The 13,695-nt window shown below is 55.9% G+C and carries 23 protein-coding genes and 1 pseudogene; 3 read left to right on the top strand and 21 right to left on the bottom strand.

Features of this window, described 5'->3' with window-relative positions; genetic code table 11:
* Positions 1–11 precede the first annotated feature (11 nt).
* The 8 genes from AQS70_RS10700 to AQS70_RS10665 form a co-directional block, all read right to left on the bottom strand.
* Positions 12–977: a major capsid protein gene (locus AQS70_RS10700; RefSeq protein WP_055102751.1), complete on the bottom strand. Its 966-nt coding sequence runs from the start codon at positions 975–977 to the stop codon at positions 12–14.
* A gap of 12 nt (positions 978–989) precedes the next feature.
* On the bottom strand, positions 990–1,718 hold the full coding sequence (locus tag AQS70_RS10695) for a hypothetical protein (RefSeq protein WP_055102750.1): 729 nt from the start codon (positions 1,716–1,718) through the stop codon (positions 990–992).
* A gap of 116 nt (positions 1,719–1,834) precedes the next feature.
* Positions 1,835–2,923, bottom strand: a complete 1,089-nt coding sequence (locus AQS70_RS10690) for a minor capsid protein (protein ID WP_055102749.1) — start codon at positions 2,921–2,923, stop codon at positions 1,835–1,837.
* A 4-nt stretch (positions 2,924–2,927) separates the two neighbouring features.
* The gene (locus AQS70_RS10685) at positions 2,928–4,316 is read right to left on the bottom strand and encodes a DUF4055 domain-containing protein (protein ID WP_055102748.1); all 1,389 of its coding nucleotides are present in this window, start codon (positions 4,314–4,316) and stop codon (positions 2,928–2,930) included.
* The gene (locus AQS70_RS10680; RefSeq protein ID WP_055102747.1) at positions 4,313–5,635 is read right to left on the bottom strand and encodes a phage terminase large subunit family protein; all 1,323 of its coding nucleotides are present in this window, start codon (positions 5,633–5,635) and stop codon (positions 4,313–4,315) included. The genes AQS70_RS10685 and AQS70_RS10680 overlap by 4 nt, the downstream gene beginning before the upstream one ends.
* Complete coding sequence (locus AQS70_RS10675; RefSeq protein ID WP_055102746.1) at positions 5,610–6,086, bottom strand: DUF2280 domain-containing protein; 477 nt, start codon at positions 6,084–6,086, stop codon at positions 5,610–5,612. The genes AQS70_RS10680 and AQS70_RS10675 overlap by 26 nt, the downstream gene beginning before the upstream one ends.
* A gap of 86 nt (positions 6,087–6,172) precedes the next feature.
* Positions 6,173–6,685: an HNH endonuclease gene (locus AQS70_RS10670; protein ID WP_055102745.1), complete on the bottom strand. Its 513-nt coding sequence runs from the start codon at positions 6,683–6,685 to the stop codon at positions 6,173–6,175.
* Entirely contained in the window at positions 6,685–7,317 is a 633-nt protein-coding gene (locus AQS70_RS10665; RefSeq protein WP_055102744.1) for a putative metallopeptidase, read from the bottom strand. Before AQS70_RS10665 ends, AQS70_RS10670 begins: the two co-directional genes overlap by 1 nt.
* Positions 7,318–7,389: 72 nt before the next feature.
* Here AQS70_RS10665 and AQS70_RS10660 point away from each other — a divergent pair, with 72 nt between their 5' ends.
* Positions 7,390–7,776 carry a hypothetical protein gene (locus AQS70_RS10660; RefSeq protein WP_055102743.1) on the top strand — a complete coding sequence of 129 codons (387 nt, stop codon included), beginning with the start codon at positions 7,390–7,392 and terminating at the stop codon, positions 7,774–7,776.
* 102 nt (positions 7,777–7,878) lie between these two features.
* Here the strand turns inward: AQS70_RS10660 and AQS70_RS24190 are convergent, their stop codons facing one another.
* Genes AQS70_RS24190 through AQS70_RS10645 form a run of 4 tightly spaced genes read right to left on the bottom strand, consistent with a single transcriptional unit; the run spans position 7,879 to position 9,209 of the window.
* Complete coding sequence (locus AQS70_RS24190) at positions 7,879–8,001, bottom strand: hypothetical protein (RefSeq protein ID WP_277620587.1); 123 nt, start codon at positions 7,999–8,001, stop codon at positions 7,879–7,881.
* A 5-nt stretch (positions 8,002–8,006) separates the two neighbouring features.
* Entirely contained in the window at positions 8,007–8,477 is a 471-nt protein-coding gene (locus AQS70_RS24050; RefSeq protein ID WP_055102742.1) for a DUF2829 domain-containing protein, read from the bottom strand.
* 43 nt (positions 8,478–8,520) lie between these two features.
* The gene (locus tag AQS70_RS10650; RefSeq protein ID WP_055102741.1) at positions 8,521–8,838 is read right to left on the bottom strand and encodes a hypothetical protein; all 318 of its coding nucleotides are present in this window, start codon (positions 8,836–8,838) and stop codon (positions 8,521–8,523) included.
* Entirely contained in the window at positions 8,838–9,209 is a 372-nt protein-coding gene (locus tag AQS70_RS10645) for a chemotaxis protein (protein ID WP_055102740.1), read from the bottom strand. Before AQS70_RS10645 ends, AQS70_RS10650 begins: the two co-directional genes overlap by 1 nt.
* A gap of 87 nt (positions 9,210–9,296) precedes the next feature.
* Between AQS70_RS10645 and AQS70_RS10640 the strand changes: the two genes are divergently transcribed.
* The gene (locus AQS70_RS10640) at positions 9,297–9,476 is read left to right on the top strand and encodes a type II toxin-antitoxin system HicA family toxin (protein ID WP_038413159.1); all 180 of its coding nucleotides are present in this window, start codon (positions 9,297–9,299) and stop codon (positions 9,474–9,476) included.
* Between the two features lie 52 nt (positions 9,477–9,528).
* Positions 9,529–9,954, top strand: a complete 426-nt coding sequence (locus AQS70_RS10635) for a type II toxin-antitoxin system HicB family antitoxin (RefSeq protein WP_055102739.1) — start codon at positions 9,529–9,531, stop codon at positions 9,952–9,954.
* A gap of 113 nt (positions 9,955–10,067) precedes the next feature.
* On the opposite strand, the gene AQS70_RS10630 is transcribed toward AQS70_RS10635, so the two are convergent.
* The 9 genes and pseudogenes from AQS70_RS10630 to AQS70_RS10590 form a co-directional block, all read right to left on the bottom strand.
* Positions 10,068–10,325 (bottom strand): hypothetical protein, encoded by a 258-nt coding sequence (locus tag AQS70_RS10630; RefSeq protein WP_055102738.1) that lies wholly within the window; start codon positions 10,323–10,325, stop codon positions 10,068–10,070.
* 124 nt (positions 10,326–10,449) lie between these two features.
* Positions 10,450–10,995 carry a hypothetical protein gene (locus AQS70_RS10625; RefSeq protein WP_055102737.1) on the bottom strand — a complete coding sequence of 182 codons (546 nt, stop codon included), beginning with the start codon at positions 10,993–10,995 and terminating at the stop codon, positions 10,450–10,452.
* Complete coding sequence (locus AQS70_RS10620) at positions 10,992–11,336, bottom strand: Lar family restriction alleviation protein (protein ID WP_055102736.1); 345 nt, start codon at positions 11,334–11,336, stop codon at positions 10,992–10,994. Before AQS70_RS10620 ends, AQS70_RS10625 begins: the two co-directional genes overlap by 4 nt.
* On the bottom strand, positions 11,333–11,935 hold the full coding sequence (locus AQS70_RS10615; protein WP_055102735.1) for a recombination protein NinG: 603 nt from the start codon (positions 11,933–11,935) through the stop codon (positions 11,333–11,335). The genes AQS70_RS10620 and AQS70_RS10615 overlap by 4 nt, the downstream gene beginning before the upstream one ends.
* Positions 11,932–12,153 (bottom strand): hypothetical protein, encoded by a 222-nt coding sequence (locus tag AQS70_RS10610; protein WP_055102734.1) that lies wholly within the window; start codon positions 12,151–12,153, stop codon positions 11,932–11,934. The genes AQS70_RS10615 and AQS70_RS10610 overlap by 4 nt, the downstream gene beginning before the upstream one ends.
* The gene (locus AQS70_RS10605; RefSeq protein WP_055102733.1) at positions 12,150–12,620 is read right to left on the bottom strand and encodes a hypothetical protein; all 471 of its coding nucleotides are present in this window, start codon (positions 12,618–12,620) and stop codon (positions 12,150–12,152) included. The genes AQS70_RS10610 and AQS70_RS10605 overlap by 4 nt, the downstream gene beginning before the upstream one ends.
* Positions 12,613–12,804: a hypothetical protein gene (locus tag AQS70_RS10600; protein ID WP_055102732.1), complete on the bottom strand. Its 192-nt coding sequence runs from the start codon at positions 12,802–12,804 to the stop codon at positions 12,613–12,615. The genes AQS70_RS10605 and AQS70_RS10600 overlap by 8 nt, the downstream gene beginning before the upstream one ends.
* On the bottom strand, positions 12,801–13,325 hold the full coding sequence (locus AQS70_RS10595) for a hypothetical protein (protein WP_055102731.1): 525 nt from the start codon (positions 13,323–13,325) through the stop codon (positions 12,801–12,803). The genes AQS70_RS10600 and AQS70_RS10595 overlap by 4 nt, the downstream gene beginning before the upstream one ends.
* Positions 13,322–13,695 (bottom strand): annotated as a pseudogene (locus AQS70_RS10590) (DUF2591 family protein); the annotation flags it as partial. The pseudogene AQS70_RS10590 and the gene AQS70_RS10595, both read right to left, overlap by 4 nt.

The following is a 13,695-nucleotide window of genomic DNA, read 5'->3' as shown; positions in this document are numbered from 1 at the left end:
GATCCTGAGGCTTACTCGCCGGTTTCAGGAGGCGTGGAAGTCAGCTTAATCATCACACCAGCAGTCACCTTGTTGCTGCCTGCGTGCTTGATCCAGTTGGCGGCAGAGCCAACAGCGGCCAGGGTTGGGTTGGCGCCGCCAGCGGTGGCTTTCCAGCTATAGCCCAGCACGTCGATGTTCACGGTGCCTTCTGCGCGGTAGCCAATACCCAAGTTCTCTTCGTCGTTCACTTCATAGGAACGGAAGCCGGGTGCCTGAGACTCAGTGATGGTCACAGCGTTTGGCAGCAAGCCGAAGATCACGTCTGCCGGAGCGGTGTCGGTCACCAGTACAGGCTTGCCGAGGGTGCCAGGCAGGCCGCCGTAGATCACAACGCCCGCTTCTTCGTAGATCTTGTTGGTGATCGCCTCGTCGACAATGTCGAAGTAGGCAGACGAGTGCATAACCCACAATGCGATACGGCCAAACTTGTCGCCAAACTTGCGCATACCGCGAGTCAGCGTCTTTTTGCCGTCGGTTTCGATGTTGGCCTCAACCACCATGTCGGCGTTGGAACCGATAGCGGCGCGCAGGCCAGCAGTGGCGTATTGGATGAAACCCTCAAGGGTTGCATCGGCAACGTCGGCGCCAACGATCTGGGAAAATTCCTCGACCGGACGACCACGGCGCTTAAACGCCTCTTCAGTTGTCTGGTACGGGCCGTATTTCCACGGAGCCTTAACGCCCACGGCTTCAGCGGCACCGATCTTCTTGGCGGTTACTTTGCCTTCGGAGTTGACGTCGCGATGCTCAAGAGAGCCGTTCAGCTTGTAGAGCGCACGCTTGCGGAAGTCGCCTTCGATCAGTTCGTTATCGAGCACCATCGCGCCATTGGATGATGCGTTGAACACATCGAGGTTGTCCTGAACACGCTCCAGGTATGCGGTTTGCGCCTCATCGTTGTAGATGATCAGGTCGCTGTTAACAGTTGTAGGCATGGGTCAATCCCCTTACTTGGGCAATGCGAGATATGCGGTTTGGCCGTGCTTGCGCTGAAAGTCGCGCTTCTGCTCGGAGGTCATTTCGGAGCGCTTGAATGCAGCCTTGCCGCCACCCCCGCCCGGGGCAAATGTGCCTGAAGCCCTTGGCCACAGGTGTGGAGCAGTTTCACGAAGCGACTCAGCCCATTCGAGCGGAGTCAGTGGGGTTTTGCCGTCTTTGCCGAGGATGGTCTGGCCGGACTCATCAACGGCGACGGCTTCGCCATCTTCGTTTAGCGTGAACACGCCTTTGGCGCGCAGGATGATGTCGTCTGTTGCTTCCGGTAGTGCACCGGCTTTCAGAGCTGCGCCGCGTACCGAGTCGCCTAGGACTTTGCCCTGAAACTTGGCAGCGAAGGACTCAGCCTTCTCGGCGCGCTCAGTGATGGTCTTGAGCTGCTTGTCGTAGTCGCCACGAAGACGCTCAGTGCGGCGGTTGAATACTTCATCCACCTTGCCCTCTGTCAGCAGCTTGGTTTCTTCGTCTTGGCCCGCACGATTGAGCAGCCCTTTAACGGCTTCAATGTCGATGCCTTCGAACTGGGTTTCAAACTGAGTCAGCTTGCCAGAGGTATCTTTAAGCTTGCCCAGCAGCTCGGCGTTCTTGGTTTTCAAGCCTGAAACGGATGTTTCAACGGCAGTCGCGATAGCGGCCTTGATTGCCGGGTTTTCCAGGTCGATTTCGTTTTCTTCTGCCACGTTGATGCACCCCTTAGGTTTGGTTTGCCCGCTTTGCAGGCGTAAAAAAGCCCCGGCTTTGCCGAGGCTGGAAATGTGCGCGCCACGTTTTCGTAGTTACCGTTTCGTGGCGCGGATTAGTTGATCCCTGCTCGTTCGAATGCCAGCGGCTCCAGACCTTTCATCTGTACTAGCGTCAGCGGCGTAAAGTTGCGGTCAAGCTGTAGCTCAGCGAAGCGCTCCACGCTCAAACCGCCCTCGCGGAAGAGCTTGGCCCGGACAGGCCCGATGGCCACGTCTTGGAATGCTGCAGGCTGCTGTTGCAACCAGTGGTAGTAATCGAGGCTTGCGCTGACCTGCTTCGGCCCGTCATCACCCACCGAAGCCCGTGTCGCACCTTGGGTGAAAGTCTCGCTCAACCTGGTCAGCAGAATGAATGTGGTGCGGCAATTGGGGTGAAATGGCGGCCTTGGGCCTGAATCCACAGGAAACTTGCGCTTGTCCATCGAGCGGCATAGCTGGCTTGTCTTGCTATCGAGCGTGGCCACCATCTGGATCTCTTGCACAACATCCGTGTTGGCCTTGGCAACTTCCATGCGAGCTTGTGACGACACATGCTGAATCGCCGTGTGCACAATCGTACTAGCATTGCGGCTGGTCGTAGCCAAGATGCCGTCTTTGTATCCCGCAGCCTTGGTGCCACGAATATTGCGGATAATCTCGAAGTTGGTCTGCCCTTCGAAGAAACCCTGCCGGATCACACCGTTAACGCGGTCACGCTCGGCAACCGTCCAACCTTTGATAAACGCCTTAAGCAGCTTTCCCCCGCCGATGCCGCGCACGCTGAGAGGATTCGTGAGTACGGCAGCCCTGATAGCCGTAACCGTCGGCATTGCTGCATCAAACGACACTCCGGCCGGGGCAGATCGGGTGAGGCTTAGCGCTTCAAACTCTGCCTCGTAATTGGCAATGTCGATCAGATCAAGGTTCAACTGAGCGCTGTAGCGGTCGAAGATGCTCAGTAGCAGGCTATCGACCTCTTTAAGCAACGCTTCAAGCCGTTTGACGTTGTACTCAGAGAGATCTGACTGGGTAAGCCGCTCGCGGATAGAGCGATCAATCTCCTTGAGAAAGGGACCAAACTTGCCCACCTCTCCCGCTTTGAGCTTCTCGAGGAACACCGCATGCCGGATCGTGGCATCCAGTATCAACTGACTTGCCGCCATCAGGTTAACCCTCGTCGTCTAAGTCCAGGCCGTCTGTTTGCTCCTGCAGCTCACTGTCGATCTGAAGGTCAGTGCGCTCTGGTGCGATCAAACCCAGCTTGCGCAAATATGCCCGCAGGTCTGCTTTAGCAAAGCCGCCGTTCTGCCACAGTCCAACCAGCGCCGTGATCATCTGCGGGTCAGCCGTCAGCTCGACAAACTCTTGGTTGACCTGGTAGCCGACCTTCTTGTCGGCTATGCCCATGTAGGTGCAGCACCACATGATTGCTCGGGTGTAAGCCTCGCTAACGTTGGCGACACAGCCTGCCAACACCGAAGTGGACGCTGACTGGTCCCCGCGGGCCTCGGTTGCAGTCTTGGTCGACAGAGACGCGACAACCATCCGTGCGCCAAGCTCAATCATCATCTGGTTCTTGTCGGCCATGGCCTCTTTAACCAGCGTGTTGGGCAATGGCTGTGCGTAAGCGAAATTCCCACCGACAGGCAGCAACATCGGCGCTCTGGAGCCAACATATACGCCGTTTTTCTGCATATGGTCGCGCCAGTTTTCATCAAGACCCGAAATGTAAGGCTGAGCCTGCCCACACCAGAACACGCTGTCTTCGTAGTCAGCGCTGTTGCGGTAATGGCCTAGGTTGATCATGGCGATGTCGTAAAGTGGCGATTCGTCGATGGTTGGGTCGTTGTTCTGAGCGCCTACAAAAGTAAACGGAATTTCTTTAAGGCGGCCAGTCACACCGCCCGGCTTAAACTCTTCAGTGACCGCCAAAGGGCCGCCATTTTCCGGCCCGGAGCGCCGCCAAACCCTGCATACAAAGCCGTCATCCTCTAGCGCCAGCTCCCGGTACTGCTCAACCGTCTTGAAGCCGAAGCCGTCCGGAATCTCCGGCGACTCGCGTAGAACCACCAGCGTCAGCACGCTGTGACCATTCACCATCCCAGTGCGCCAGTTAATGATGTCCTCTGCGCAGTAGGAGAGGATTACAGCGTGCCCACCAGCGCCTTTGTCCTGGTGGTAATCGACATACAGACCGTGACGGCCAGCTTCAAGCACCTTTTCCAGCGTGCCTTGTGAGTGCTGGTAAATGCTAACGCCTGAGCCGTTTGCATTGTCTTGCAAGTACTCAAGCTTCTTCGACACAGTTAGGGTTGGATCTTTGTGATAAGCCAGACCCAGCAATCCGTTACGTGTATGCCCGGTGGCATTCTTGAAGACTGCTCGCTCGCGGTAGGCCCGGTTCCGATCTTTGTTTTCAGGCGACTCGTCGTGTGCATTGATATACGGCAGCCGCGACACCACCCGGTGTTGGCCAGCGCAGACATCGCGCACAGTCTCCCATCGGCCTAATGCCTCAATGTATTCCGCCCGCTTGAAGGAGACGTCGTTGCTCATCGGGCGTATCCCATTTTGATAGAGGTTACGATCGCTTTGATCGGATAACGCTTGGCGATGAAGTAACCAGCAGCGTCGTTCATGTGGTCATGACCCTTTTTCGGGTCTTTATCCGGCTCGCCTTTGTCTGTGTAGGTCTGCCGCTCCAGGCACAAGGTGAGCTGTGGGCACTGGTCGATATTTACCTTTAGGCGGCGCTCACCGTAGGTGTTCAGCAGCATTGCGTTAACAGCATTCACGCGGTCTTTAACGCCCGGGTTTGTGGAGTCAACTACCACGGTAAATCCGGCCTTTTTCAGCAACGAAAGGTCGGACTCACTGGCATTCTTGCTGCTGGTGTTCTGGCCGCTGGCATCCGGGTAAACAGCAACGGTGTGACCCGGGAACCGAGCCTTAATCTTCTCGATCATTTCCGGCGTGTCTCGCACGGCGTGAAACTCATCCAGCGCCAGCGGCAACCCATCGCGCACCACATAGACCACGGCGCTCATCTTCATGACGTTGAAGTCCATGCCGATGTGCAGCGCTTCGCCTGGCTTGATTCTCTCGGAGGTCCGGCATTCATCACGATTAAACGTGTAGTAAACGACACCTGCGTAGTTCTCAAAGCTGGCTTCGTACTCTTGGCGGAACGTGCGCGGGTCCATCTTGCGCCGGGCAGCGTCCAGTTCCTCTGCCGGGACGTTACCGCCATCGAGCGAAGTGTAGAGCCAGCTCTTGTGGTCAGGTTCGTGGCCGGGCCGCCCGTCCTGATACGTGTCGTAGCAGTGGTTGAAGCCCTTTGGTGTGCCAATTCGCAACGCGTGGCCGCCCTTACGAGACTCTCCGCTTGGTATTGTGTACTGGCAGGTCGAGAGCATCGGGCGCAGTACTTCCTCCCACGCTTCCCATGGGCAGTCCGCCCATTCATCCACCAGAACAAAGAACAGGCCGGAGCCGCGCAAGTTGTCGTAGTTATCAAGCCCAACCACGCGCATGACGTGGCCAGACTTCAGCGTGATTGAGCATTCCGTCTCATTGGGACGGTGTGCACGCCATGCCTCTGGAATAGCCTGCTTCAGACGCCGCCAGAACACGCGCTTGGCCTGTTTGAAGGTCGGGGCGCCGTACCAGATTTCATCCTCTACGCTCACGCCCCACTCAGCAGCGAGACGAGCAGCGCGGCGCATTTCGGCTTTACCCAAGAAGGTTTTGCCAAATCGACGACCGCACACCGCGTCACGAAAGCGGGCTTCCGGCTGAAAACCCCACACGTAAATGTTCGCCTGCTTGGGCGTCAGCTTTACCGGCGGGTCATAGGTACGGGGTAGTCGGGACATTCTCATCTGGCTCCAAGGTGTACTCAGCAACGGCGTGCTGCTGGTCCGCTTGGGAGCCAAGAGGTTTCTCAGGTTCAATTCGGCGGTTTACGTATACGTCGCCCACTTCTTTAGCGGCTTGCTCGTAAAGCTGAGCCGTCAGCGCTAGGTTGCGCATGCTCTCAGCCTTCTCCGCCATACGACCCAAGCCACGCAAACGGTAAGCTCGGTTCGCAATCGGGATCTCAGCCGTCTCTTCGCGGAAACGCTTGCGGGTATCGTGGAACAGGGTCTGCCACTTCACCGCAAGGCCCTTCCCAGCCGACTTAGTTGGGTCGTGCGTCTCGACCTGTTGGCGACTTACCACAACCCCGTATTCGTTCTTGACGGCTTCAACCACCTGGGACGGTGTGTCAAAGCACGCCAGCGCCTGAACGATGAAGCTCTTCACCTCATTTTTCAGGACTGCCATAAATTCTCATCCGTCTAGAGCCTGTCAATAATCAGGCCGATCTGAGCAGACAGGTTCCGCAGGCCCTCGCAATGTTCAATTTAAAGTCATTCGACGTGCTTCCAGGTTCGCTTAGCAGCTACATCCATGACAGTTGCTACTGAGATGCCGTATTTCGTAGCCAGCTCAGCTTGGGCTGACCTTGTAAGCGGGACTCTGGAGCGGATCTCGCGCACACCTTGCTCGGTTAGTTTCGAGTGTCCATTGCGCTCACCTTTCGCGTCGTTCGCCCCATGGTCATAGCCATGCTTGCGGTTGCCTGATGCGCTGACCCACTCAAGGTTGGACACTTGATTGTTCGAGCGAGTGGCGTCGATGTGATTTACCTCTGTCGTACCTTTCGGCCTTGGCAGAAAGGCTTCCGCTACGAGACGATGCACTCGAACAGACTTGCGACGACCAGTATCAGTGAAGTTCACCGACGGATAGCCGCAGACAAGAAACTGGGAAAGAATGGCTCCAGCTATGCCGCTTTTCACCGTAGTCAGCCTCTTGATCCGACCACAGTTGCTCACCGCGTAGTGCGGCCAATTACTGATCTGCTTCCATTGCTCTTCCACTACACAGCCCTCAGCAAGCAAGTACCGCACGCACTCGCTATCGAGGCGCGGTTAACAGATGGTGGTTTTTTGGCCGCTTCGACCATTCGGGCAACATCGCTATCTGGCGCACCAACACCGTATCGCTCAACGATGGCTACGAACTCACTGACGTCATGGCCTCGCAGCTCCAGCTTCGGCATTCCATCTTTCGTAAATTTTGGCTGCCCGTATTGATCGCGAGCTTGAGCGATATGCATCAGCTCATGCTCGACCAAGGCACAGAAGTCGGTGTCGCTGCACTGGGAGCAGTAGTCGGCAGCTAACGTGATGATGAAAGCCGGCACATCGCCGAACCAATCACGCATCTGTTGCTCCATACGGGCTTTCTGCCAACCACCGGCGCGGAACGCTACTTGTTCAGCCTGACCCAGAACCGTTCGGCCTTGCTTCTCAAAGCTAGATGACGCCCACATGATCCGGATGTCTGCATCCAGGAGGTGGGCGTGGTCTGGGTTGTGAATGCTGCCGGTGTCGTCGAGGATCTCGGCTTGGAGCCAGTCCCATACTTCCGGAGCTGGTGTCAGGCGTATGCCGAAGTCAGAAAGCTCTGACAGCTCGATCAATGACGATGGAGGGTATGGCCTGTCCATGGGTCACCTTGAGCTTGAAATAGTGGCTCGTTGCCGCAAGTTAATAGATAAACAAATTAGGAGCCGACATCAATGGACGCTGCTGAACTGCATGAAGCCCAACTAATTGCCAACGAACTACGTCGCCTGCATGAAAATATTGACGGACTAATGAGAGACACAGGAGATAAGAGACGCTTTTCAGACGACGAAGTCGCTCTGCTTCAGGCTCGTCTCAGATCAGCGAAGGAAGAAATAAAAGCTGCTGCTAAAAATGGGACCCTCTCTAGGAAAAGAGAACCATTGAGCGAGCTAGAAAGCGCTTTCTTTGAGCCCGCCATTCGCAAGGCTGCCGCAAGATTTAGTCTTGCTATAAATGCCAACCCAAGAACAACAAACTGGGTTAGCGGCCTGTATGACGTTGCAGGAGAGCTCTCCTATATGCTCTACAATCTAGAGGAATACATCGCCAAGCAGTAAACAATTCTCCGAGGTAATGCCAGTCTTCATATCAGATGATTAAACACGGCTGAACACGACCTTTACCCTAGTAGTGGCCGCCGTGTTCGCCTGGTTGATCGCTCATGCAAGCACCACCCGGAAGTGAGAGAAGATCCAGATCAGGCTTTCAATCACTACCCAACCACTGACGGCGCAGACACCACAGATAATGATGAAAGCACCTTGGATATCTGAACCACCCATAGCGCTTACTCCACTAGCTGCCAATCATCAGCGAGCACGTCTGTTTGCGAGGCCAGCCACGGAACAAAGCATTGATCGGCAGTCTTCATGCCGATCCACGGGAGTGGTCGTAATGCCTCATGCTGAAACGAGATCGCTTCGGCAAGTTCTTCGGGAACCAACTTCAACCACATACCCTTCCCGTTCCAACTTGCCCGTTCAACGCGCTTGCCCAGCTTCAGCGCCTCAATGGCGAGACCGAAGCTCATGCCGCTGGTTTGACGGTAGGCGTTATCGAACTGCTCCTTTGGCGACCAACTGATGTAGCCGGCGTGATCTGCATGGTTTGGCGAGCCGCCGTCGGTGTATTCGACGAGATACCCCGCGTCGTCGCCATTCTCGTCAGCAGGTAGCGCCCAGCCGCGATAGTCGTTGTAAGCCAGCCGAGTCATTGCCACGGCCAGAATGATTTTGGTGCCGATAAATTGCTGAGTCATGGCCTTTCTCCAAGATTTGGCGCATTCGAAAATGTGGCGCGGGTTACTGCGAAACCCGGTTGAGGGCTTCATCCGCCTTGTCGGCAGCTTTGGCGGCAGTGGTTGCGGCCTTCGATGCCTTATCAGCTGCCGTGCCGGTCTGGCGAGTCAGCTCCTCAAGGCGCTTATCCCGCTCAGTCATGGCCGCGTCGTAAGCCTTGCGGATGTCCTGTACTTGGCTGTTCTGGTTCTCGGCGAGATACCAGTACGCGGCCTGATAACCCAAAACAGCACCACCGCATACCAGTACAACAGCAATGGCCCAGACCTCAGTCCGGCGCCACCAGCGGCGAGCGATAAACTCCAAAGCGCATCTGTCCATCAGGCAATACCTCCCAATTTGGTACGCAGCCGGTTGATTTCGTCGCTCTGTTGCGTCACTCGATCGGTGAGCTGAGCTACTTGGCTGGTCAGCGCTTCAATCTTCCCTTCCATCCGGCCAACGGCTGCGGCCAACTCATTCCGCTCTTTTGCAAATTGGTCAGCTCGGGCCTCCGCTTCTTTGCGGGCTGCGCGCTCTTGATTCAGAAGCTCGTTCAGGCGCGTCAGCGTTCCAATATCTGCGCTGTCCATAGCCCGATCAGTTGCGTCCTTAGACAAAAACTTGCGCAGCCACAGAAAGGCACCAAGCAATACGGTTCCAGTACCGCCCAGCCAGGTGGCTGTGCCTGGGCCGAGGTCAGTAGGATCCATCGTCACTCCAAGTTAAAATAAAACAAATTTGTTGTATTACCACAAAATCGTTGTATAATGGACTCATCCAAACAACGAGGCGAGGTGATGAAGTTCAGCGAGTTCAGACGATGGTTGAAGGCCCAAGGGGTGACCTTCGAAGCAGGCAAAGGAAGCCACTTCAAAGTCACCGCCCCAAACGGCAACAGGACAACCTTCGCGGATCACGGTAGCAAGGAAATGCCAGAACCGACCCGCAAGGCGATTATTAAACAACTGGGGCTCTAAGAGCCCCCTTCACCCCATCTGAACGCTGAACAATCACCTCTAGGGAGTGACCATGTACGACTATGCAATCCGTTTTGAGCAAGACAGCACGCCAGGCCTAGCAGTGTTCTGCCGCGATCTGCCAGAAGTGAACAGCTATGGCGACGATAAAGAACATGGCATGCGCGAAGCCGTAGACGGCATTGAAAGCGCTCTTTCCCTTTACGTGGAACAGCGCCGCGCCATTCCAGAAGCATCAGCGCCACAGCCTGGCGAACACGTGATCCACCTGCCAGCCGTTACGGTGGCAAAAATATTTCTGTGGAACGAGATGATCTCGAGGGGTATGCGCAAGGCCGATCTGTGCCGATTGCTGGGGCTGGCTCAGACTCAAGGGGATCGGTTGGTCGACTTTCTGCATACATCTAAGATGGAGGCGATAGAGAAAGCCTTGGCCGCGCTCGGAAAACGCCTTGAAGTGGTAGTAAGCGCCGCTTGATTCAGTTCAGACCTAGCAGCACTTCCAGCTCGGAGCAATCGCTGTGGTGGGACCGAGAACGAAAAAAACCCAGCGCGATGGCCGGGCTAAGAGAATGAACAGAGATTTAAAATCTACCTGCTGAACGCGTTCCATTCGTCAATAGCATCATCGGCCGCTGACTTGTGCTTCCGGATTGCGTCTTGCTGCTCTTCTACAAATTCAGTAATGCACGTTTTGTATTCTTCAACATCGACCTGAAATTGATCTCGCTCATACTGATCTTCAAACTCGTATGGTATGTCCGGCTGATTGCAATCGTGCGAGGGCTCAATCAGGTCGGCAAACGAAAAGGGCGACAGCAACAATCCGAGAAAAAAGAGGTTTCGCATCTTCCTACGCCTTAAATGAAAAAGCCCGACTTCATGTCGGGCTCTACTGTGCAACCTCAACGCGCAAGATCGACAGGATGCACAAATACTCTCTCACTTTCTCACTCATTGCAATGGCTTTTTGCTACGCCGCGCAACTCTCGATTAATCCCTCAGCGTCGAGCAGTTCCTGAGCGGCAGTGAGCGCATCGTTCACTTGGTCATCCAGCGTCTTGCGGATTCCCGAGCGCCACCGATACCGAGTTGATTCTGGCTTACCGTCGTTGCCCCAATTGGTGATGTCGTACCAAGCGGCTGGCAGCACTGCGGCAGAACGCTTGCCCTCGGCACCGGCAACTTGAGGAATGGCCCAAGTCAACACCGCGCATTCCCGGAAGCGTTTCGGCGCAGGTGTCTTCACCGAGTTAAGCAGCTCCAGTATCGCGCCATGCTTGCGCTCCTGATGCGTCGAGTACTTCGCCACGAGTGCCCGCCAGTGCGCCGGGGTAAGTGCCTTGTGCAGCCGACCGAATACCCAGCAGTCTTGGAGAAACGACGCCTCCTTGCCGACGATCTCCCCCTTCTGCTTGACGCATTGCACCTTGGGCTCGAAGTCGCAGCCGCCGGCGGAACTGATAGTCTCGGCAGCAAGCGCCCGAACTACTGCTGAAATAACGTTGCGATAGGTCATGCTTCCGCCCTCGGCCAGGTGTTCAAACCCTTGTTTTCGCCCGCGTCATAGCAGTTGCGAGCCCGGTTGTGTCGGTCGTTCCAACGCTCAATCGCGATCCGCATCACGTCAGCTACCTCGAGGTCGTAGATTTGCTCAAAGGTGCCAAGCGAGCATGTATTGATGTTTGGGCCTTGGGCGCCACAGTCATGACACCAGACATGCGCCTCGTAGGCTTCGTCGCAGTCTTCGTTCTGCTTGTGCCCCTCGCCCAACTCTTCCTTGGTGATCCAGTTGCGCGCAGTGATGCAGGGTGGCCCTTCGCAGAACGGACAAGGGTTCATCTTGATGGGTTCGATCATGCTGCCGCCCTCTTCAACTCTCTTGTTTTTTCCCGGTACTCGGCCTTGATGGCCTTGATCTCTTCGATGGTGTACTTGCGCGCAGGATGTGGACCTTCCAGCCAAGTCACTTTGTCGGAGCCGATACGCAGCACCAAGCGGGTGCGGTACTCCACGGTATTTCCGGATAAGTTGCGATTGCACTTCACGCACTGGCGATGAATGTTCAGCGGCTCAAAGCGCAGTTCTGGGCAAGAGCCAACAGAGCGATAGTGCCCCGAATCCCAGCGGCTCCCGGTCATGAGGTCGCTGTCGTTCGGAGTTGAATCACAGCTGATGCACGGAAGGTCGGCATCACGCAGGCGCACATATTGGTTAACCGCGGCTTGAGCCTCGCGCAGATGGTCCGCCCTGCTCTTCAGCTTCGCCTTTCGAACCTTGATTTCTTTGCGCTCAATCTGAGCGAGCGACTTGCGGGCCTTCTCTTGGTAGCGAGGTGCGTCGATGATTGCGCAGGCTGGGCTGCATACCGACTGGCCGAGGCGTGCAGGGACGAATGAGACCCTGCACGTCTCGACTCGGCATTTCTTGGGTTTGGGCTGCTTACGCTCGATCGTCATGCGGCCTCCACGAACATTTCCAATTGCCCACGCGGGAAGTCGAGATAGGTTTGCGCTCGGCGGTGAGCCATATTCCGGCGAAAAGCTGCGCGCTCAAGCCGGATATCTGCCGGGCCAGCACCGACATAGCGAGAGCACGCAAGGTTGAATCGCGCACGATCACTCCAGAACTGGCGGTTTGCTTTCGGGCATAGGCTGATTTCTTCAAGAGTGGTCATGCGGCCTCCTTGCTCAGCAAGTCAGTGAACACCACACCCAATTCGGTAAAGTGGGCGGCGATGCGATCGGTGTAAGCCACGCCCTGGGCGCGGTTGAACAGACGGGTTACCGGGAAGCCATCCGGGCCAAACAAAGGGTTGCCGCCCATAAGGTCGAGCTTTTCCTCGTAGTTCAGATGGCGCATGGTCCGGTACCAGGCAGCACGGAAGTCTTCGTCCTCGTTCAGCAGGATCTGTACACCAAAGTGCAATTTGCAGTACTTGCGCGCGTCCTCGATGTCGCCGATCTGGGTCATTTCGGCAATGCGCTTGTACATTCCGAACCACAGAGAGTTTTGATCAAGCGTGCGGTCTTTCCCCGGGCGAAGGGACACAACCACGTACTTCTTCTCCCGGTACATGGTGGTCAGGCTAGTAATGGCCTCGGAAAGCTTGGCTTGGCAGTTGACGGAGATTTTGTCAGCCATGGATAGCCACCTCTGACTTAATCAGGCAACGATCGTGATAAACCAGCCCGCGCGTCTTGGCGTGCAGAGCAAGTCGGCGAATCGTGTCGTCGTGATGATCTTTGAAGCCTTCCCAAGTCGAGTACCACTGTTCAAGCATGGAAAGCGCGATCTCGATCACAAACACTCTACGAGGATCAATCATGACTGCTCACCCTTGCCTATGGCGGCGCGTCGGCCTTCGTGGAATGCCATAACCTCCTGCATTCCATCATCCACAGCGACAATCTCGCGATCAAAGTAAGCTTGGCTGTCGGTCTCACCTTCTGGAGGCAGCTCTCCCGGACCAGCCAGCGAGTTGTAGATCCACTCCATTGCGGCGGCCGGGCCCTTCCCATGCTCTTCCTCAATGAGAGATGAGCGCATGGCGAGGATGTAGCGACCGAACAACAGATCCAGCTCCTTAATACGCATGCGGGCCAGTTCGTTCTCGGCGATCAGAGCCTTGATTGCGATAGGGTTGGCGGCAGCGATGAAATCAGCGTTCGCGCCTTGCTCGCCCTCGTGCATCCAGTCAGCACCGACAGTCATCGCGATTTGGCACTGGCTTGAGCCATTAGCGAATTTAACCGCGGGTCCACCCTTGATGACTCCATGCTTGAAATGAGCCCATTCACCCTGGGTTGCAGCATCGGCCAGCCGCTTCAATTCGTTATTGTCGGTCATGCCAGTAACTCCTTTGGCACGCTTAGGGTGTCGCCAAGCTCGAACTGAGCTATTGCTCGCATGGCAACGATTAGCGGGCTGTCCGGGTGATGGAACGACGCACGACGATGCTTGCGCTCTTTGCCGAAGATGGTGGAGCCCCAAAAGCCACTCTCATACCAACCATTACGCTTATCGAGTGAGCCAAAGTTCCGATGTACCAAGTTGCTCGGAGGGGTAAGCAACACTTGGTACTTCTCAATCAGCGGGCCGCCCTGATTCCAGTCGGCAGACGGTCGATAGCCAAAACCTTCTGCAGCACCACGAACGCTGATGCTGGTGAACACACTCTTTGGGCTGATCACTGAGCGGCCATCACCCTCAGGATCAA

The sequence above is a fragment of the Pseudomonas endophytica genome, from assembly GCF_001411475.1.
Lineage (GTDB): Bacteria > Pseudomonadota > Gammaproteobacteria > Pseudomonadales > Pseudomonadaceae > Aquipseudomonas > Aquipseudomonas endophytica.
Note: the sequence above shows the minus strand (reverse complement) of the source record. Positions and strands in the feature narration are given on the sequence as shown.

Bases quoted from the DNA above. Each gene is read 5' to 3' on its own strand.
- AQS70_RS10700 (WP_055102751.1), bottom strand. From the start codon at position 977: ATGCCTACAACTGTTAACAGCGACCTGATCATCTACAACGATGAGGCG.
- AQS70_RS10690 (WP_055102749.1), bottom strand. From the start codon at position 2,923: ATGGCGGCAAGTCAGTTGATACTGGATGCCACGATCCGGCATGCGGTG.
- AQS70_RS10685 (WP_055102748.1), bottom strand. From the start codon at position 4,316: ATGAGCAACGACGTCTCCTTCAAGCGGGCGGAATACATTGAGGCATTA.
- AQS70_RS10680 (WP_055102747.1), bottom strand. From the start codon at position 5,635: ATGTCCCGACTACCCCGTACCTATGACCCGCCGGTAAAGCTGACGCCC.
- AQS70_RS10675 (WP_055102746.1), bottom strand. From the start codon at position 6,086: ATGGCAGTCCTGAAAAATGAGGTGAAGAGCTTCATCGTTCAGGCGCTG.
- AQS70_RS10665 (WP_055102744.1), bottom strand. From the start codon at position 7,317: ATGGACAGGCCATACCCTCCATCGTCATTGATCGAGCTGTCAGAGCTT.
- AQS70_RS10660 (WP_055102743.1), top strand. From the start codon at position 7,390: ATGGACGCTGCTGAACTGCATGAAGCCCAACTAATTGCCAACGAACTA.
- AQS70_RS24190 (WP_277620587.1), bottom strand. From the start codon at position 8,001: ATGGGTGGTTCAGATATCCAAGGTGCTTTCATCATTATCTGTGGTGTC.
- AQS70_RS24050 (WP_055102742.1), bottom strand. From the start codon at position 8,477: ATGACTCAGCAATTTATCGGCACCAAAATCATTCTGGCCGTGGCAATG.
- AQS70_RS10650 (WP_055102741.1), bottom strand. From the start codon at position 8,838: ATGGACAGATGCGCTTTGGAGTTTATCGCTCGCCGCTGGTGGCGCCGG.
- AQS70_RS10645 (WP_055102740.1), bottom strand. From the start codon at position 9,209: ATGGATCCTACTGACCTCGGCCCAGGCACAGCCACCTGGCTGGGCGGT.
- AQS70_RS10640 (WP_038413159.1), top strand. From the start codon at position 9,297: ATGAAGTTCAGCGAGTTCAGACGATGGTTGAAGGCCCAAGGGGTGACC.
- AQS70_RS10635 (WP_055102739.1), top strand. From the start codon at position 9,529: ATGTACGACTATGCAATCCGTTTTGAGCAAGACAGCACGCCAGGCCTA.
- AQS70_RS10630 (WP_055102738.1), bottom strand. From the start codon at position 10,325: ATGCGAAACCTCTTTTTTCTCGGATTGTTGCTGTCGCCCTTTTCGTTT.
- AQS70_RS10625 (WP_055102737.1), bottom strand. From the start codon at position 10,995: ATGACCTATCGCAACGTTATTTCAGCAGTAGTTCGGGCGCTTGCTGCC.
- AQS70_RS10620 (WP_055102736.1), bottom strand. From the start codon at position 11,336: ATGATCGAACCCATCAAGATGAACCCTTGTCCGTTCTGCGAAGGGCCA.
- AQS70_RS10615 (WP_055102735.1), bottom strand. From the start codon at position 11,935: ATGACGATCGAGCGTAAGCAGCCCAAACCCAAGAAATGCCGAGTCGAG.
- AQS70_RS10610 (WP_055102734.1), bottom strand. From the start codon at position 12,153: ATGACCACTCTTGAAGAAATCAGCCTATGCCCGAAAGCAAACCGCCAG.
- AQS70_RS10605 (WP_055102733.1), bottom strand. From the start codon at position 12,620: ATGGCTGACAAAATCTCCGTCAACTGCCAAGCCAAGCTTTCCGAGGCC.
- AQS70_RS10600 (WP_055102732.1), bottom strand. From the start codon at position 12,804: ATGATTGATCCTCGTAGAGTGTTTGTGATCGAGATCGCGCTTTCCATG.
- AQS70_RS10595 (WP_055102731.1), bottom strand. From the start codon at position 13,325: ATGACCGACAATAACGAATTGAAGCGGCTGGCCGATGCTGCAACCCAG.